At 70.2% G+C, this 18,160-nt stretch carries 23 protein-coding genes; 22 read left to right on the top strand and 1 reads right to left on the bottom strand.

What is annotated here, in order from left to right; genetic code table 11:
- Positions 1-19 precede the first annotated feature (19 nt).
- From ALI144C_RS52495 to ALI144C_RS52450, 10 genes are all read left to right on the top strand, one after another.
- On the top strand, positions 20-877 hold the full coding sequence (locus ALI144C_RS52495) for a chromosome partitioning protein (RefSeq protein ID WP_237774727.1): 858 nt from the start codon (positions 20-22) through the stop codon (positions 875-877).
- A 143-nt stretch (positions 878-1,020) separates the two neighbouring features.
- Positions 1,021-2,367: a CpaF family protein gene (locus tag ALI144C_RS52490; RefSeq protein WP_237774726.1), complete on the top strand. Its 1,347-nt coding sequence runs from the start codon at positions 1,021-1,023 to the stop codon at positions 2,365-2,367.
- 7 nt (positions 2,368-2,374) lie between these two features.
- Complete coding sequence (locus ALI144C_RS52485; RefSeq protein WP_076994718.1) at positions 2,375-3,298, top strand: type II secretion system F family protein; 924 nt, start codon at positions 2,375-2,377, stop codon at positions 3,296-3,298.
- Positions 3,299-3,303: 5 nt separating this feature from the next.
- The gene (locus ALI144C_RS52480; protein WP_076994936.1) at positions 3,304-4,197 is read left to right on the top strand and encodes a type II secretion system F family protein; all 894 of its coding nucleotides are present in this window, start codon (positions 3,304-3,306) and stop codon (positions 4,195-4,197) included.
- A gap of 30 nt (positions 4,198-4,227) precedes the next feature.
- Positions 4,228-4,416, top strand: coding sequence for a hypothetical protein (locus ALI144C_RS52475; RefSeq protein WP_076994717.1), 189 nt, complete (start codon positions 4,228-4,230; stop codon positions 4,414-4,416).
- An 8-nt stretch (positions 4,417-4,424) separates the two neighbouring features.
- Entirely contained in the window at positions 4,425-4,889 is a 465-nt protein-coding gene (locus ALI144C_RS52470; protein WP_083754128.1) for a TadE/TadG family type IV pilus assembly protein, read from the top strand.
- A 9-nt stretch (positions 4,890-4,898) separates the two neighbouring features.
- Positions 4,899-5,444, top strand: a complete 546-nt coding sequence (locus tag ALI144C_RS52465; protein ID WP_083754127.1) for a TadE/TadG family type IV pilus assembly protein — start codon at positions 4,899-4,901, stop codon at positions 5,442-5,444.
- 98 nt (positions 5,445-5,542) lie between these two features.
- Entirely contained in the window at positions 5,543-5,932 is a 390-nt protein-coding gene (locus ALI144C_RS52460) for a pilus assembly protein TadG-related protein (protein WP_076994934.1), read from the top strand.
- Between the two features lie 48 nt (positions 5,933-5,980).
- A complete protein-coding gene (locus ALI144C_RS52455) occupies positions 5,981-6,427 on the top strand; it encodes a hypothetical protein (protein ID WP_076994715.1) in 447 nt (148 codons plus the stop codon).
- Between the two features lie 93 nt (positions 6,428-6,520).
- Positions 6,521-9,691, top strand: a complete 3,171-nt coding sequence (locus tag ALI144C_RS52450) for a BTAD domain-containing putative transcriptional regulator (RefSeq protein WP_076994714.1) — start codon at positions 6,521-6,523, stop codon at positions 9,689-9,691.
- Positions 9,692-9,761: 70 nt separating this feature from the next.
- On the opposite strand, the gene ALI144C_RS52445 is transcribed toward ALI144C_RS52450, so the two are convergent.
- Positions 9,762-10,232: a winged helix-turn-helix transcriptional regulator gene (locus ALI144C_RS52445; protein WP_076994713.1), complete on the bottom strand. Its 471-nt coding sequence runs from the start codon at positions 10,230-10,232 to the stop codon at positions 9,762-9,764.
- A gap of 828 nt (positions 10,233-11,060) precedes the next feature.
- Between ALI144C_RS52445 and ALI144C_RS52440 the strand changes: the two genes are divergently transcribed.
- The 12 genes from ALI144C_RS52440 (at position 11,061) to ALI144C_RS52390 (ending at position 17,629) form a co-directional block, all read left to right on the top strand.
- Positions 11,061-11,273: a hypothetical protein gene (locus ALI144C_RS52440; protein ID WP_076994712.1), complete on the top strand. Its 213-nt coding sequence runs from the start codon at positions 11,061-11,063 to the stop codon at positions 11,271-11,273.
- Positions 11,274-11,331: 58 nt separating this feature from the next.
- Complete coding sequence (locus tag ALI144C_RS52435) at positions 11,332-12,405, top strand: AAA family ATPase (protein WP_441297619.1); 1,074 nt, start codon at positions 11,332-11,334, stop codon at positions 12,403-12,405.
- The gene (locus tag ALI144C_RS59300) at positions 12,392-12,526 is read left to right on the top strand and encodes a hypothetical protein (RefSeq protein ID WP_441297618.1); all 135 of its coding nucleotides are present in this window, start codon (positions 12,392-12,394) and stop codon (positions 12,524-12,526) included. Before ALI144C_RS52435 ends, ALI144C_RS59300 begins: the two co-directional genes overlap by 14 nt.
- Positions 12,527-12,569: 43 nt before the next feature.
- A complete protein-coding gene (locus ALI144C_RS52430) occupies positions 12,570-14,303 on the top strand; it encodes a VWA domain-containing protein (RefSeq protein WP_076994711.1) in 1,734 nt (577 codons plus the stop codon).
- A gap of 82 nt (positions 14,304-14,385) precedes the next feature.
- A complete protein-coding gene (locus ALI144C_RS52425) occupies positions 14,386-14,640 on the top strand; it encodes a hypothetical protein (protein ID WP_076994710.1) in 255 nt (84 codons plus the stop codon).
- Entirely contained in the window at positions 14,640-15,149 is a 510-nt protein-coding gene (locus ALI144C_RS52420) for a hypothetical protein (RefSeq protein ID WP_083754126.1), read from the top strand. Before ALI144C_RS52425 ends, ALI144C_RS52420 begins: the two co-directional genes overlap by 1 nt.
- Positions 15,150-15,214: 65 nt before the next feature.
- On the top strand, positions 15,215-15,724 hold the full coding sequence (locus tag ALI144C_RS52415) for a hypothetical protein (RefSeq protein ID WP_076994708.1): 510 nt from the start codon (positions 15,215-15,217) through the stop codon (positions 15,722-15,724).
- 20 nt (positions 15,725-15,744) lie between these two features.
- Positions 15,745-15,957, top strand: coding sequence for a hypothetical protein (locus tag ALI144C_RS58265; RefSeq protein WP_076994707.1), 213 nt, complete (start codon positions 15,745-15,747; stop codon positions 15,955-15,957).
- Between the two features lie 36 nt (positions 15,958-15,993).
- Complete coding sequence (locus ALI144C_RS52405) at positions 15,994-16,569, top strand: hypothetical protein (RefSeq protein ID WP_237774725.1); 576 nt, start codon at positions 15,994-15,996, stop codon at positions 16,567-16,569.
- A gap of 25 nt (positions 16,570-16,594) precedes the next feature.
- Positions 16,595-16,939: a hypothetical protein gene (locus ALI144C_RS52400; RefSeq protein WP_076994706.1), complete on the top strand. Its 345-nt coding sequence runs from the start codon at positions 16,595-16,597 to the stop codon at positions 16,937-16,939.
- A gap of 3 nt (positions 16,940-16,942) precedes the next feature.
- Positions 16,943-17,281, top strand: a complete 339-nt coding sequence (locus ALI144C_RS52395) for a hypothetical protein (RefSeq protein ID WP_076994705.1) — start codon at positions 16,943-16,945, stop codon at positions 17,279-17,281.
- A gap of 42 nt (positions 17,282-17,323) precedes the next feature.
- Entirely contained in the window at positions 17,324-17,629 is a 306-nt protein-coding gene (locus ALI144C_RS52390) for a hypothetical protein (protein WP_076994704.1), read from the top strand.
- Positions 17,630-18,160 lie beyond the last annotated feature (531 nt).

Here is an 18,160-nt window from a genome sequence, read left to right as displayed (position 1 = left end):
GGTGAAAGGGTCGCCTGGAGTGACCACGTTCTCGGTCGCGTTGGCCGCGCGTTGGCCGTCGCCCACTCGCGCGCTGCTGGTGGAGGCCGACCCGTCCGGTGGGGACGTCGGGACGCGGTTCTCGCTGGAATCGGCGCCGGGGTTGGTGAGCTTGGCGGTGGCCGCTCGGCGTAGCGATGATCCGGCGTTGCTGTGGCAGCACGCGCAGGTCCTGCCGGGCGGGCTGCCGGTGGTGGCCGCGCCACCGGACGCCGACCGAGCGCGGGCGGCGTTGTCGGCGCTGGCCGACCCGACCACCGGGGCAGGGGTCCTGCGGACGGCCGCGAGCGCATCGGACAGCGTGGTAATCGTGGACTGCGGCCGGATCGACGCCGGGTCTCCGGCGATGCCGATCGTGCGCTCGGCCGATGCGATGGTCCTGTTGACCCGCGCGCACGCCGACGACCTCGCGCACCTAGCCCGTCGCCTGAACGCGATCGGCCGTTGGACCGCGCACCCGGCGATGTTGCTCGTCGGCGACGGGTACTCCACCACCGATGTCGCCCGCGAGCTCGGCGTGTTGCCGCTGGGTCGCGTTCCACATGACCCGCACGGAGCCGCCGTGCTGTGCGGGCGGCCTAGCACGCTCCGGTGGGGCCGCAGCGGACCAGCTCATTCGGCATTGGGGCAGATCGCGCACAAGGTCGCGAAAGTGCTCATCGCCGAACAGGCGCCAGCTCCCGCAGTGCCGCGCCAGGCGCCTGCCGACAACCAGCCGGTGCCGGTGCTGCACGCGGTGCCCGGCGTACCCGCCAACCCGATCTCGGTCAACGGTCTGCGCCTCGCACCACCCCCACCACCGAACATGGAGAACATTTCACGCGGAGGGCAGGCGTAGTGACCTATCCACCCAACGGCTATCCGCTCCCGGTGCCCCTGCGCCCCCACCAGCAACAGCAACCACCGCAAGATTGGCAATCCTCGGCCGCGTCCGGTCACCCCAGCTGGGCCCAGGCGGTCCAACAGCCAGCGCCAGGGGGCGTGGAGCCGGGGCAGGCCCTCGAGGCTGTCGGGCGGTTGCGCCAGCACCTGCGAGACACCCTGGGTACCGAACTGCCGCAGCGCGTGGATGCCCAGCAGCGCCGTACCGGCTCCGCGGTCACGAGGGAGGCCCGGCGCGAGCTGGCGCGGGCGATCCTGGACGAGGCCATCGCCGCGCACAGCGAGAACGAGCTGATGGACAACAGGGCGCTGGTTGGCCGGGATGTCGAGCAGCGAGTGATCACCGAAGTCATCAACGAGCTGTTCGGCATGGCCGGCCTGCAACCCCTGCTGGACGACCCGACAGTGGAGACGATCAACGCCAACCGCTACGACCGGGTCTTCGTGCAGTACAACGACGGCCGCCGTGCGCGTGTGGCCCCGATCGCCTCGTCGAATGAGGAGCTGACCGATCTGGTGCGGCTGCTCGCCGCGCGCGCGTCCAGCCAGGAACGCCGCTTCGACTACGGCTCCCCGGCGGTCAATCTCCAGCTCCCCGGTGGCGAGCGGCTGTTCGCGGTGATGGGCCTGACCGCGGGCGGGGTGACCTCGCTGTCGATCCGCCGACACGGCTACCTCACCGTGACTCTGCCGCAGCTGCGCGCTCGCGGCACCATCGATCCCGGCCTGGAGGCGTTCCTGCGGGCGCTGGTGCGGGCGAAGAAGAACATCCTGGTCACCGGCGGGACCGGCGCGGGCAAGACCACCTTGCTGCGGGCTCTTGCTTCGGAGATGGACTCGATGGAGCGCATCGTGACCATCGAGGACGCCTTCGAGCTCGGCCTGGAACTCGACCCGGACATCCACGCGGACGTGACGGCCTTCCAGGCCCGGGAGGCCAACGTGGAGGGCGAGGGCGCGATCTCGCAGGCCGAACTCGTCCGGTGGGGCTTGCGCATGTCGCCGGACCGGGTGATCGTCGGCGAGATCCGCGGGCCGGAAGTCATCCCGATGTGCAACGCCATGAGCCAGGGCAATGACGGCTCGATGGCGACGCTGCACGCGTCCAGCTCGCGGATCGCTTTCACCCGGCTGGCTTCCTATGCGGCCCAAGGCGTGGAACGTCTCCCGTTGGAGGCGACGAACCTGTTGGTGGCCTCGGCGGTGCACTTTGTCGTGCATCTGGCCCGCGGCACCGACCGCACGACCCGCGTGGTGTCCTCGATCCGCGAGGTCGTGGGCGCCGACGGCCCGCAGGTGGTCTCCAACGAGGTCTACCGGCCCGGCGCGGACCGCCGCGCCCGGCCGGTGGCCGGGGCGCTGCGCACCGACACCCTCGACGACCTCGTCGACGCCGGGTTCGACCCTGGTCTGCTGGAGCAGCCGGAAGGCTGGTGGCCACGGTGAGGACACAGTGAACATCACGATCAGCGTCACCACCGCCCTGTCCGCCCTGCTCGGCGTCGGAGTCGGCGTCGGCCTGCTGCTGGTCATCATCGGCTGGCGCGGGGTGGAGGCGAACCGGCGCTCCGGGCTGTTCGGCCGTGGGCGTTTGCGCCGCGCGCAGGCCGCGCCGCGTGATCAGCGTCAGGCGCTGCGGATCGGCCTGGCGGTCGCGGTGGGTGTGCTTGCCGGGGTGGCCACCGGCTGGGTCGTCGGCGCCGTGCTGGCCGGGCTCGCGGTCTGGGCATTGCCCCGTGTCCTGGGCCGGGACCCCGAGCACGCCCGCCGGGTGGCGCGGATCGAGGCGATTGCGACCTGGACGGAGATGCTGCGCGACACGCTGTCGGCCGCCGCTGGGCTGGAGCAGGCCATCCTCGCGACCGCGCCGCTGGCGCCGCCGGCTATCCGCGGCGAGATCACCGACCTCGCGGCGCGGATCGAAAACGGTGACCGGCTGGCGTCCTCCCTGCGGCACCTGGCCGACGAGCTCGCCGACCCTACCGGTGACCTCGTCATCGCCGCACTGGTGCTCGCTGCGGAACAGCAGGCCCGCCAACTCGGTGACCTGCTCGGCTCGCTGGCACACGCCGCGCGCGAGCAAGCCTCGATGCGGATGCGGGTCGAGGCCGGGCGTGCCCGGACCCGGACCTCGGTGCGGGTGATCGTCGGCACCACGCTGTGCTTCGCCGTCGCGGTGGTCCTGCTCAACCGCTCGTACCTGTCCGCCTACGACTCGGCGACCGGGCAGCTCGTACTGCTGGGCATCGGCGTCCTCTTCGGACTGGGGTTTGCCTGGCTGGTGCGCGTCGCCAGGGTCACCGAGCCCGAACGTTTCCTGTCCTTGGCCGCCGACACCGAGGGCCAGCCCATGCTCGTCACCGAGAGGCAGGTGTGACGTCGGTGATCACCGCACTCATTTTGGGAGCCGGGCTCGGCGTCGGTCTGTGGGCACTGGCGGTGTGGGCCTTCCCACCCCGTCCCGCCCTCGGCGCGGTCCTGGCACGCAGCACCGCGGCGCCAGCGCCGACACCGATCCTGGCCACTGAGGACACCGGTTGGGCGGCCAAGCTCGGTCGCCCGTTCATCGCGCCCCTGCGTGCGCTCGGGCTGCCCGGCGAGCGCCTAGCCCGTGATCTGGCGGTCATCGGCCGCCCGGTTGCGACCCATCTGGCGGAAAAGGCAACTCTGGCGATTGCCGGGCTGCTCGCGCCGGTCCTGCTGCAACTGCTGCTCACCTTGGCCGGGCTGTCGCTGGGTATCGAGTTCCCGATCATCGCCGGACTCGTGTTGGCCGCAGCCGGATTCGTCCTGCCCGACCTGCAAGCGAAGTCGGACGCCGCGAAGTTGCGCACCGGGTTCCGCCACGCGCTGTCGGCCTACCTCGACCTGGTGTGGATTACCCTCGCCGGTGGCGCGGGAGTCGACAGCGCGTTGAACGACTCCGTGAGCATCGGGAGGGGCTGGGCGTTCGAGCAGATCCGCCGAGCCCTGGACACCGCTCGGCTGACCCGGACCACGCCGTGGGCGACGCTGCGCCAGCTCGGCGAGGAACTCGACGTCACCGAATTGTCCGAACTCGCCGCCTCGGTCAGCCTGGCCGGCACCGAAGGCGCGAAGGTCCGCACCTCGCTCGCGGCGAAAGCCGGGGCACTGCGCACGCACCAGATCACCGACGCCGAAGGTGATGCCCACGCCGCGACCGAGCGCATGTCGTTGCCGGTGATGGCGTTGTTCTTGGGCTTCTTGGCTTTCATCGCCTATCCCGCGCTTACGCAAGTCCTCAATGGACTGTGAAAGAAGCGTCCGACCCTACGAGGAGAAGGTATGCGTGACTACGTCGAAACATTGTGGGCGATGCTGCGGGCTCGTTTCGAGCCGCTGCGGCGCAACCCGGAGGCTGGCTACTCCACCGAGACCGTGTTGGTGACCGCGTTGCTGGTCGTCCTGGCGTTGGCCGCGATCGCGCTGATCGCAGCGGCGGTCACCACGAAGGCCGGCGGGATCAAGCTGTAGAGGCACCCATGCCTATCAACGTGGAGTCACCGACGAACAAGGGTCGTCGCGCACGGGCTGAATTGCCGGGCCGTGTCCGACGACTGCTGCGTGGCGAGCAAGGCGCGGTCAGCGCGGAGCTGGTGGTCGCGACACCGCTGCTTCTGCTGATGCTGCTGGCGATCGTGCAGTTCGCCCTGTGGTCGCACGCCACGCACATCGCGCAGGCCGCCGCGTCCCAGGGACTCTCCGCCGCGCGAGCCCAGAAAGGCACCGCCGCCGCGGGCAGCGCCAGCGCGCAGCAAATGCTCGATCAACTCGCACGCGGCCCGCTGACCGGTGCCAGCGTCGGTGCCGATCGGTCCGCGAACTCGGCGTCGATCCGGATCTCGGGGACCGCGACGTCGATGGTCCCGTTCCTCACCTTGCCGGTACACGCCGAGGCGTCCGGCCCGATCGAACGATTCGTTCCCGATCTGGCCAGCGGTGGGTGATCGGACGGCATGACGACCACGAACCCGCCCGCCACCCGGACACCCGCCACGTACCCGTCCGGTAGTCCAGAACGCCTGCTGGGACGCGATCACCCGCGCTGGGGCTGGTGGGTGGCCTGGTGGCGCGCCGACCGAGGCTCCGTGGCGGCGGAAGTCACCATAGCGGCGCCCTTTCTGGTCATGCTGCTCGTGTTCGTCGGTGTGGTGATCCACCGCGGCGTGGATGCTCGACTGCGGATCGAGGACGCCGCGCACCAGGCGGCCCGCGCAGCGAGTATCGAACGCACCTCGGCCACCGCGACCGCCGTGGCGCGGTCCACCGCCACCAGCGCGTTGTCCTCGGCTGGTGTGACATGCGTGTCGCTGACTGTGGACGCCGCCACCGGCGGAATGCGGCCAGGTGGGACGGTCAGCGTGACGGTCTCGTGCACGGTCGACTTCGGCGACGCGCTGATCCTCGGTGTGCCGGGCGAGAAACGTTTGTCCGCCACCGCCGTCGAACCGATCGACACCTGGCGCTCGGCCTCAGGAACCGCCTCCGGGGGCAGCACATGACCAGCCGGAGGCAGGATGCGCGGCCGACCTGGTGGACACGGCGAGTCCACTGGTGGCGAACCAAGCGGCGCAGCTGGTGGCGGGCCGACGAAGGACGGGTGACCGCATTCGTCGTGGCGCTCACCCTCGGGATCCTCACGCTGGCCGGGCTGACCCTGGACGGCGGCTTGGCCTTGTCGGCCAAGGTCAAGGCCAACGGGCAGGCCGAAGCCGCCGCCCGCGCCGGCGCCCAGGCCATCGACCTCTCGGCGTACCGCAGCACCGGCACCCTGCAACTGGTGCCGGTCCAAGCGGTCGCCGACGCGCAAAGCTATCTCGCCACCGTCGGCGCCTCCGGAACCGTGACCGTCTCCGGTGACACCGTCACGGTCACCATCACCGCCTCCCAGAACACGCAACTGCTGGGCCTGGTCGGAATCTCCAGCCTCACCGTCCACGGCACCGGCAGCGCTCATCCCCAGCGTGGCGTGGTGACGATCGACCCATAACCGCAGCCCCACGCGCGCACCGGCACGTCAACATTCGAGGAGATCAGGATGGCTACGACCGACATCGCTACGTCTGAGGAGATCGATCGCCGCATCGAGGCAGATGACACGGCTCGACGCCTGAAGCGATCTGCCGCGGCAAAGCAGGTCGGCGAACTCGCCACAACCCGAGCCGAGCTCGCCACGCAACTCGACGAGGTCGAACGACAGCTCGGCGAAGTACTCGCTGACGCGAGCGACGTGCTGGACATCGACGAACTGGCACGGTTCACCAACATTCCAGCGGCCGACTTGACGGGATGGCTCACGGCCCACAAACCGAGCCGCACCAACAAAAAGAAGAAGCCCTCCGTGACCGCGCCGAGCACCACAACCCGACGACCGTCAACGGTGAAGGCGCCGACAAACGGCCAGGCGTCCGCGACGCCCGAGACCGCCGTACCTCGCACCGACACCGTGGCCACGCCCGAACGCGTCACGGCCGGAGTGACGTGACAACCCCAGTGCGCGCCGACACGCAACCGATGCCTTGTGGAGCGGTGAGCATCGAACCGAAATGTCCTTCACTACCAGGGAAACGAGCCAACTGTGACCTCCACTTCGCACCGCCGGGGGCGGGCACGGCCACCGGGCCGGGGCCGTCGCATGTGGTGGGGGCTGGCCAGCGCACTCCTGCTGGTCGGCCGGCTGCTGCGAGGTCTGGTCGCCGCCGCGGTGTTGCTCGCGCTCGTGGCGGGCTTGCCCTGGGCGCTGTGGCACTACGTCGGCTGGCCGCTGCCCAGCCACGTCCCAACGTGGGCCGAGGTGCAGGGCGTGCTGCTCGGTCCGATGACGACCACGTTCCTCCTGGACTTCCTCGCGTGCTTGTGCTGGATCACGTGGGCCGCGTTCACCATCGACGTCCTGCGCTGCACAGTGGACCTGGCCCGCAGCGGGTTCGACGCGGCCCGGCTGCCGGAGTTCTCGGCGGCCGGGCCCATCCACGCGCTGGCGGGCGTGCTGGTCGGCGCGGTCCTGCTGGCGGTGCTGGGCAACCGGCCCACACCTGCCCCAGCTGCCTCGCTGTCGACCGCGTTGGGTACCGGGTCGCAGGTCGTGGCGACCGCCCCGACCTGGCAGCAGCTAGTGCCCGGCGGCGAAGCGGTGGTCCGCAACGCGGCCTTCGCGACCAACACCACCGGCGTAGGAGGCGTGTCCGCTCCGGCGCACCCGGAGTCGGTGGTCGTGCTGGCCCCGCAGAACGGAGTCCACGACTCACTGTGGCGCATCGCCGAACGCACCCTCGGCGACGGCGCCCGCTGGCCGGAGATCTTCGAACTCAACAAGGGAAAGCCCCAACCGAACGGACGGACCTTCACCCAGCCCAGCCTGATCTTCCCCGGCGAGGAACTGGCCCTGCCACGCGACGCGAGCACGCCAGCAGCGCCGCCGCACCAACAAGCCGACCCAGACCAGACGTCTCCCGCCCCGCCGACCCCACCGCCGACCACCTCCGCGCCACCAACAAGCATCCAACCGTCCACACCAGCGCCACCGGCCCCCTCGACCCAGCAGGCACCGCCAGCCGCGACCGGGACGAACACCCCTCCGGCGACGGGTGACCCCGGCGTCCGCTGGGGAGCAGAGCTGTTCGTCGGTCTCGGGCTGGCAGCCGCGATCAGCGCGGCGCTGCTCGTGGCCCGCCGCCGCCACAACAGCCGATACCGGCCGGGCAGCGGTGATCGCGACGACCTGCCCGTCGCACCGGTGGTCTACCAGCTGCGGCTGGCACACCTGCGCTCCGAGGCCGACGACGAGATCGACCTCGACGAGGACTACCCGGACGACGAGGAACAGCACCGTCCGCAGCGCGTCCCGCCCGCGCCGCCCCTCGTGGTGGGCGCACCCCAGCCCGGCGCCGGCCGACCCCCCATCGTCGCGCCAGGTCTGGGTGTCCGCGACGGTCGCGAGGTAGCACTGGACCTCGCGACCGCCCGCGGTCTCGGGCTGGTCGGCGCCGGCGCACCCGCCGCGGCCCGCGCTCTGCTGGTCGCGGCACTCGCTGCCGCGCAAGGCCACCAGGCGACGTCGGCCGGGGCGGTTGTCATCGTCCCGGCCGACGACCTGGTCTCGGCGCTGGGACGCGGGGCACTCCATGAGCAGCTGCCCTCGACGGTGCGGGTCGTCGCCACGCTGGAGGACGCGTTGGACGCGGTGGAGGCCGAGACCCTGGTGCGTGCCTCGGCCAGCCGCGAGCCTGACGCCGAACCGGGGACGTGGCCGCCGCTGATGCTGGTGACACGGCCACCAGCACACCCCCAGCGGCTGCAGGCGATCCTGGACAACGGTGCGCCGTTCGGCGTCACCGGTCTGTTGCTGGGGCAGTGGCAACCGGGCGTCACCTGCTACGTCCGTGACGACGGCGTGGTCTCGGCCACTGGCCCCGGTCTGGGAGAGGCCCTGCGTGGAACCCGGATGTTCCACCTCGGCGACGACGACACCGCCGAGCTGCTGGCGCTGCTGCACCAAGCCGAACCGAAACCACCGGCCGTCGACGACCACGTCCTCACGCCGCCCGTGCCGCGCCCTCGCATCGTGGCGGCACACCCCGCCGGCAACGACCCCACGGCGCCAGGCGAGGACGACCCGCTCGAGCCCGGCACCTCGAACTCGGGCGAGGTCGAGCTGGAGGTCACGGCCGCGGCCACGCCAGCGAGGCCGCTGGACAGCGAGCTGGAGATCCTCGGTCCCGCCCAGGTTCAACCGCCCGGTGTCCGGCTGCGCCCACCAGCCGCCAGCAGCCCGCCGCCAGCCCCGTCACGCTCGGCCGACGAGGAGGAGACTGAGCACCGCGACACCGGCCAGGTCGACGAACAGCTGCCGACCGGTGAGTCCACCAAGGCCGCGACACCGGCGGACCTCACCGCCAGCGGTGAGCTGGACACGACCGCCGGGTTGCTCACGGTCGACGTGCTCGGTGGCCTGCGCGTGCACTGGCATCCCGAACCCGGTGGCCCCGGCGGCGAGCGGGAGATCACCGGGACGTTGCAGCCCAGAACCATGGAACTGCTGGTCCTGCTCGCCCTGCATCCTGACGGCGCGACCCGCGAGACGCTCGTCTCGGCCTTGTGGGGCCACGACCCGCCGGCCCGGCCAACCAACGCCCTGCACACCACGCTGTCCCGGCTGCGCCACGCGCTGGCCGCCGCCACCGACGGCGCGGTCACCGACGTCGTCTCGGCCAGCACCGGCCGCTACCAGCTCGATCCTGCGCACGTCCGCAGCGACTACTGGCGCTTCGCGCACGCCGTCGCGGCCCGTCGCTCAGCCTCGACCGACCAGGCCCGTGTCGAGGCGTACAGGGACGTGGTCAACAGCTACGGCGGCCCGCTGGCGGACGGCATGTCGAACGAGTGGATCGAGCCCGCTCGCGAGGCGATCCGCCGTGACGCGATCGACGCCGTCGCGGCGCTGGCTCGTGCCCTGGTCGAGTCCGATCCGCAGCAGACGTTGGATCTGCTGGAGGTCGCGCGGGCGTTCGACCCGCACAACGAGTTGCTCTACCGCGACATCATGCGGCTGCAGGAGCGGCTCGGGCAGCTCGACGCCATCCCGCGGACGTTGACCTTGCTGACCACCAGGCTCGCCGAGGTCGACGCGGCACCGACCCCGCAGGCTCGTGGGCTGGCAGCCCGGCTGGGGCAACGCCGCGAGGACGATCCGGACGGCCCCGCGAGTTCATCCCCCCAAGGCGAACGTGACCGCAGCGCGGCCAGCTGAGTCGGTGGTGCCCCGATGGCTCGGGCCTGGCGATGTCAGTCCGGACCGAGTCCGTGCCTGTGGGCGGGGCCTATTCGTCGTCCTCGTCGTCGGTGAGAGCGATGTCGTCCAGCTCGGCAATTCCGGTCAGTGTTCCTATCTCGTTGCCATTCCGGCGGCTGTACGCCTGAGCTTGCGCGATGAGGTCTGGGTGCACGTCGGCCCAAGCGACCAGCGTCTCGGTCAGCGTCAAGAACTCCAGGACTTCCGGCTTCAGCTCGTAAGTAACCGTGACCGGGAAAGTCTTTGTGCACCGGATGCGTGTCAAAAGACCTTCTTCGGTCATCTTTTTCAATGTGCGGGCCAGAATGCTATCGTGCAGGACGGCGTGTTTGTCCGACCATTCTTCACCAATGGAATACGAGCTGATAGTGGAAAGAATCTCTTTTCGCCGCATGGGGCCACCCGAGAGCGCGACCAGGATGGCCGGTGCCCACTTGTCCCCGAAAAGGTACTTCAGGTCGTACAAAGCCCGAAGGAACCTCTCGTCCCCCACTTTCATAGCGCCTCCCCGTGTGCACTGACCCGGCCCTCGCGCCGCGCCTGTCGTCCCCTCGTTCGGCGACCCTCCCCCTGCGGCTGTCACCTGAACGGTCGTGCCTGCTCAGCGCGACCGCAGAGCCGGTCCCGGCCTCCTCGTCTCGTAGCGATGAAGCTCTCCACGTTACGCCGAACGGTGGAACCAGCCCACCGTATTCCTACTTGAGGCGAACTATGACCCAATGTCACACCGAGTAGTCAATACGGAGATCGTCTGCACGCACAGTGGCTTCCGTTAGGGGGTTCACACGGGGGATCATGATGGGGTTCATACGGGGGATCAGGTTAGAGGACCACCCCCTGCGGCCTGCGGAAATGCTGGTCAGCGATGCCGCAGGGGGATCCGCTGGTATCCCAGACTCGCTTGTCCACAAGCCGGTAGACACATCGGGGGCGGACTGGGTGCCCAGTGCTGTCACTAGTGACCCGTGCTCACCTTTGGGCGACTTTTCACCTCCGCACCTACTCACCGTCCTTATTGTTTTATTCCGTTTCCCGTCCTCCCTCAATGTCATTGTTTGCCCCTTGCCTCACCATTCCCGTCCGCAGTGACCGGCCCACAAGCAGATCGCTGACCTGCGAAAATCGACGCGACGGCGGCCGGAATTGTGACCGTACGGACAGCTTTCCATTTTCCTGCAATGCCCGCGAAAAAGAGTCTTGCAAATGGTCGGATATTTCTATTGCGCACGGCACGCGGCAGAGTCATAATTGAATTACCACCGGGGGAAGCGGAAACCACACCGAATACACACCCGGCGCGAGCTATGTCCGCCGAAAGGAGCCCACCGTGACCGCGACCAATGCCGCCGACTATCTGCGGACGTTGCAGAACACAGCCACCAACATCGGGTATGACGACGGCTGGACCCATGCCGCCTTCGTGGACGCCTACGGTGGCGACCCTCACGCCGAGCCGGACATCCCACCGCGATTCGTAACCGTCGCCACCTACTACACCGCCGCCTACAACGACGGCGTCACCGACTACCTCGGCGACTAGCCCCAAGCCCGCCAGCCGTTTTCCGCCGCCCGCACTAGATCGAAAGGACCCACCCGCGATGACCACGTCAGCCACGCCGAGGACCGCCCCGGCGGCATCCGGCACGACGACCACCGCCCCGGCGGGCGGGCGGTTGCCTAACGGCGAACTGCGCCGACAGGTGGCGCAGGTCCTCACCGATCAGGCGGGCACCGAACTGACCCCGCGCAACATCGCCGCCGCGCTCGGCGGGAAGTCATCGGGCGCGATCGGCAACGCGCTGGCCGCGCTGTCCGCCGGGGGCTACGCCGAACAAACCTCGACCAAACCGGTCCGCTATCGGTCGACCTCGACCACCGCTGACGCCGCCGCCGCGCCCGTGGCGGTCCCGTCCGGCACACCCCGCCGCCACCGCGCACCCCGCCCGACACCGCCGCCCGCGACGACTATGCCCGCCGCCCCGACGACTGCGGCCGTGACCGGTCCGGTGACGCGCCCCAACGGGCAGCTCTACCACCCGCGCAAGCTGTCCGGACTGCCGGACGTGACCGCGCTGCGCAAGTTGCGCGACGCTGGGGTCGCCGCCCTGATGTACGGGCCACCTGGAACCGGGAAGACCTCGGTCGTCGAGGCTGCTTTCGGTGACCTGGTCACGGTTCAGGGCGACGGGGACACCACGGTCGCCGACATCGTGGGCGAGTACACCCAGACCCCGGACGGCAAATTCGTGTTCGTGCACGGTCCGCTGGTCCGCGCGATGCGCGAAGGCCGGACCCTGTTCATCGACGACGCCACGCTCATCCCGCCGACCGTGCTCGCCGTGGTCTACCCCGCGATGGACGGCCGCCGCCAAATCATGATCAAAGCTAACGGCGGCGAGGTCATCGACGCCGCCCCCGGGTTCTACGTCGTGGCCGGACACAACCCCGGCGTGCACGGCGCGGTGTTGTCGGATGCGTTGGCGTCGCGGTTTTCCGTGCAGATCCAGGTGTCCACCGACTACGACCTCGCCACGCAACTCAAGATCGACACCCGCGCCGTGTCCGTTGGCGCGCAACCTGTCCACCCGGCAGGCAGGCGGCGAGATCCGGTGGGCACCACAACTGCGCGAACTGCTGGCATTCCAGAAGATCGCCGACGTGTTGGGGACTGACGCCGCCGCCGGGAACCTGATCGGCGCCGCCCCGGAAGAGGATCGCGACATCGTGGCCACCGCCGTCAAGACCGCCTTCGGTAAAACCGTTGCCCCGCTGGCACTCGGTGCCCGTATCTGACCAACCACCACCCGCCCGAACCGTCCGGAAAGGACACACCGCGATGACCGCGCACATGATCGCCGACCCCGCCGCCACCGCGTCGGTCGTGTTCCCCGCCGCCCCCGGATGGGACGCGCTGTCCGCCGCGCTGACCGCCGAAGTCCCCGCGATCGCCGACCGCGATGACCTACTGGTCACCATCGCGCCCGGTGCCGAACAGGGTGCCCCGGCGTGTTTCCTGCCCGCCTCCGCCATGATCGAAGTCGACGGTACGCACCTGCACCCGGTCGACCCCGTTACCGCCACACCGCACCGGATCAGCGACCGGAAACGCTACGCCCCAACGTGGGGCGCGCTGACCCACGAGTGCGCGCACAGCAAACACACCCGGTGGCTGACCGCCGTGCCCCACGACGCCGACCCCGGCGCGGTGGACGCCGCGCTGCTGCTGGAAGAGCCCCGGATCGAACGGGCACAGATCCGCCGCCGCCCCGACGACCGCCACTGGTTGCGCGCGTGCGTGAAGACCATCGTCACGGGCGGCATGAAACTCGACGACCCCGCGTTCGCCCCGAAAATGACCCCGCGCGACGCCGCCCACACCGCCGCCCTGTTTCTGGGACGCACCGACGGCGGCATCCTCACCCGCGCCGAAACCGCCCCCGTCGCGCGCGCCGTGGAAGACGTGCTCGGCGCGGAGAAACTCGGGAAGCTGCGGGCGGTGTGGCGCAAGGCATTCCGCACCGCCGACGACGACACCGCCGCCATGATCGAACTCGGCCGCCAGTGGTGCGAGATCATCGGACCTGACCCCGACACCACCCCGCCGCACCTCGCCGACCCGTCCGGCACCCCATCGCCGCTGGCGGACGCGATCAGCAAGGCACTGGGCAAGGTGACGCGCGCGGTAGCGCGGGCAAAGCTGCCCGAGGACCCCGCCGAGATCGCCGCCCGCAAGAAGGCCGCCGCCGACGCCGCCGCGAAGAAGGCCGTCGACGCCGCCCGCACCGTGTTCACGGTCGGTGGTCCCCGCGATGGGCGCACCGAAACGATCGACACCCGCCCGCCGACCACGGGCGAACGCACCGCCGCGCGAGTGCTCGGGCGCGCGCTGACCACCGCCGGGGTCCGTGACCGGGTGGCCACCAAGACAACCTCGCCGATCCCTCCCGGACGCCTTCGGATGCGTGGTGCGCTGGCACGCGAGGCGCAACTCGCCGTCGGGGCGATGCCGACCGCCGAACCGTTCACCCGCACCACCCGCACCACGGTTCCGACCCCGCCACTACGGCTGGGCATCGCGTGCGACGTGTCCGGGTCCATGGGCAGCTTCGCGAAACCGGTCGCCTCGACCGCGTGGATCCTGGCCAACGCCGCCGCCCAGAGCCCGGTACCCGCCGACACCGCCACCGTGATCTTCGGGCACCACGTCCGCCCGATCACCCACCCGGGCAGGGCCCCCGCCGCCGTGACCGACTTCGCCACCCGCGACAACTGGGAAGCCATCGACACCGCGATCGACGCCCTCGACGGCGCGCTCGGACTGTCGCGCCCCGGTGCCGCCCGGTTGCTGGTCATCGTGTCCGACGGCCAATTCCGCGACGGACCCCGCCAGAACGGGCAGCGACTCCTCGACCGGTTGCGCGCCACCGGATGCGCCGTGTTGTGGATCGCCCCGGACGTCCCAGGGCGCAAACCGATGACCGGGGCGACCGTGCACGTGATGACCGACCCCACCACCACCGCGCAGGCCATTGGCCGCGCCGCCACCGCCGCCCTGCGCGCCACCCACTGACACCCACAACCCGCGACCCGCGACCCGTCCACACCATCGGCGCGCCATTCCGCCGCCGACCTGACCCCGGAGATGACTACCCATGACCGACACCGACATCGCGACCGTGGGCGAACTGATCGCCGCCCTCGGCCAGTACGACCCGACCACCCCGGTACGGCTCGCCACGCAACCCGGCTACCCGCTGGAGAACCTCCTCGCGCGGGTCGCGTGCACCCCGGACGACGCCGAGTACGAAGGCCCCACACGCACCGACCCGCCCGTGGTGTGGCTCGGCGCGGGCAAACAAGTCGGGTACCTGCCCGCGCTCGCCGCCAACGCCCTGGGGTGGTCGTGATGACTACCACCGCGCCCGGACGCACCGGGCTGGCCGAGCGTGCCGTGCACGCCACACGCGCTCACCGCGCCGCCGACCCCGACGGGTTCCACCGCCGCCACGACGACCCCGATCAGTGGAACCGGTGGGCACGCCGCGCCCGTGTCGCCCGCACCATCGCCACCACCCTGCAGGTCGGTGTGGACAGCGTGCTCGTCACCGACGACCCACACCGCGAGTACCGCACCCGCACCGGGCCGGTTCCTGGTGACCTGATCACCGTCACCGACGCGGCGACCGGGCGCGCGTGGCGGTTCATCCCGGACGTCACCACCCCCGGTGACGGATGGCTGCTCCTCGACCGCTGCCCCGACTGCGAGAACGAGGTCCCCGTCACCCGCGTCGCCACGTTGGGCGACCTCGGCGAGTACCTCGACCCCGACGGCGACAGCCCGATCGCCGACGAGGCCCGCGATGAGTCGATCCACCAGCCCGGCTGCGCCTTCGGCTTAACCACCCTGGGCGGCTAGCCGCCTCGAGTGGACCCGCCTCGCACGTCCGGCACCCGCTACCGCACACCGAAGGAGGTCACGTCGTGACCAGCAACGCCCACCACACCACCACGCCGACCAACGACGCCCGTGACGCGCTTCCGGCCGAGTCTGTGCTGGTCGCCCCGGCACCGCCTCCCACCGTGCCGTTGCGTCCGCCCGCCGCGGCGTGGGGGCTGGTCGTGGTGGCAGTACGCACCACCGACGCCGCCGGAGCCCCGGTTCGGCTCACCGGGGACGCGCCTGCCCCCGACCCCGCGCTCACCGACACCACCGACCTGCTGGCGGGGGTGTGGCTGCCCGCACCACCGCCCGCCGCCCTGCACACCGGGGACGTCGTGGTGCGCCTTCACGCGCCCGCCGATGACGACCCCGCCGTCGCCGACGTCGAGGTCGTCGCGGCCACCCAGGGCGAGTGGTCCACAGTCCGCACGTGGCAGGCGATCGGGACGCGCTGGCCGCACGAGTGCCCCCAGGACTCCTCTCAGCCGGACTCGCCGGCGAGTCCGCGGCCTCGCCGGCGCCTCGCACACCGGATGCCCTCGCCGCGCTGATCGAGGCCGGACTCGTCGAGGTGGGCGAGCAACTGGTGTGGAAAGGGCACACCGCCACCGTCCGGGAGGGCGGAGTCCTGCACGACGGCGGACCGCACGAGTTCGCCGTCTCCACCGTCACCGCGCTGGCCACCAGCCTCGCGGGCTACACCGTCAACGGCTGGCACCTCTGGCGACGTGCCCGCGACGGCAGCCCGCTGTCCGAACTACGCACCGCACTCGCCACCCACTGAACCCCGAACGATCCCACCGACACGACGGAGACCGCCATGACCGCCTCAATCATCGAACGCGACCAGGACACCGGAGCCACCTCGACCCGCTACCACTACACCCGTGTCGTCGAGATCGCCGGGCGCATCGTCCGCGCCCGCCTCGAGCGCGGCGTCTACCTCAACCACAGCGGTGCCGTCGCTGAGATGCTCACCGACCAGACGGGACTGGGCCAGCCTCGCCGCCGACGACCTCAACAACTGGTGGTACGACACCCCCCGAGCGTGGACATCGACGCCGCCGCCGTACTTGGTCCGCTCGCCGAGCGGCTGCTGCACCGCGCCGCCGAGATTCTCGCCGCACCGCCACCCACCGTGACCTTGTCACCCCACCTCTACCGCGCGGTGAGCGCGTTGCTGGCCACCAGCAGCGGCTACAAGGCCGAATGCCGCATCGACCCGAACGACATCACGTGGGCGACCGACAACGGCGGAACGCTGCACATCTTCGAGCACCCCGACGGGGGCGTCACCTTCACCAAAGCCCACCGCGACGAATGCCCTTTCCTGGCAGACAAAGGTGGTCAGGACTGCGACGACGAATGCTACTTCGACCTTCCGAGCCGGATATAGAAACGCCACCTCACAGGAGATCACCATGACACCCTACGACGTTCCCGAGACCGTCATCCGTCGCTTCACGGAAAACGGCTGCGAGGTGACCGCGATCGTCGCCGACCCCGCCGACGCACAACAAACCTTGTACGGCACCGTCACCCGCAACGGAAAACTCGTCGGCAGCTACTACTGCGCCGACCGCGTCCGCCAGTCCGACTGGCACATCGTCACCGCCCTCGGCCTTCCCCTCACCCTCGACGGCCAACCCGTCAACCCGGTCTCCGAAAGTGCCGCCGTCATCGTGCTGACCACCATCCTCACCACCCGCGACAGCTACGAGGCCGAACAGCGGCTCCGCGACGCGACCCGCCTGCCGCAGGAGTGACCGGTGACCACCACCGCCGACTTCTACGACGGGCGCGGACCACGCGCTGTCTGGCTCGGCTCACTCCAGGGCGACGCCGACCCCGCCACGGTGCGCGGCGTCGCATGTGGACGGCTGCTGCTGGCCGCGACCGACCCGCTCACCTACAGCGACGCCGTAGCCGACCTGCTCGACGTCTGGGCCGACGAGGACCACGGGCACGGCTACCAGCCGGACGGCGGCTGGCCGTGGTTGTGGCCGGACAGCCGCGACACGGACTGGGTGTTCACGTTCGCCCACGGTCGGGTGTGGATCACGACCGGGCGCGCGTGGCTACGTGTCCCACAGCGAGTGTCGCAGTAAAGACCACACAAGGCCCCCTACGAAGCAACACAGGAGTTCACGATGCCGGAAGCCGTGCCAACCGAAACACCCACCGCGCGCCAGACCATGTCCGCCGCCGAGCACTGCGCCGCCGCCCGGGACGAGTTCGCCAACGCACAGCACCTCTACGCCTCTGACCCGGACGAGTACCGCCGGGCCATGGACTCCGCATCGATGCACCTGCGGATCGCCGAGGTGATGACCCAAGGGTCCTCGCTGGTCACCGAGATCGCGCGCGCCGAGACGAACCCGGCGTGGAAGTCGATCCGGATGAACGCGGTACACGAGGCCACAGCGTGGAACGAACTTCTCGGACGAGTCCGATGAACCCGACACACGCAGAGGGCGCAATGAACGACAACACCACGAAGACGCCCAGGGCAAACAGTTCCGCGTCCTGGACTTCGAGCCGAACTGCCCGGACTGCGCCGTCGCCGTCGGCGGCGAGCCACACGAATACGACGAGTACGACGGTGGGTGTGACATCGCTCGCTGCGTGGTGACCGGGCTGCAGCGGCTGATGTGCGACCTCGACCACGACTGCGGACGGGACGTCTGGACCGGGTGGTGGCCCGGTCAGCTCTTCTCTGAACTAAAGCCCGGGGGGAGCGCCGACATCGAGCGCTGCCTTGCCGCCGACAGAACGCGCTCCCAGCGGCAATGGCGGATGTTCGCTGTCGGAAGGACTGCCGCGCAGCCGGTGAGGGACCTGGTGGTGGCGGGGCGTGCTCGTGGGATTCCGACCGGGTGGCGCAGGAGGTCTCCATCTACACGGCGCGCGTCGACGCCCAACGGGCGTCGCAGACTAAGGACCAGGGCGTCGGACGCCATACGGTCGGCTTTTCCGAAGGCCCGTCC

It is taken from the genome of Actinosynnema sp. ALI-1.44 (assembly GCF_001984155.1).
Lineage (GTDB): Bacteria > Actinomycetota > Actinomycetes > Mycobacteriales > Pseudonocardiaceae > Kibdelosporangium.
This window is presented reverse-complemented; position numbering and strand designations above follow the sequence as displayed.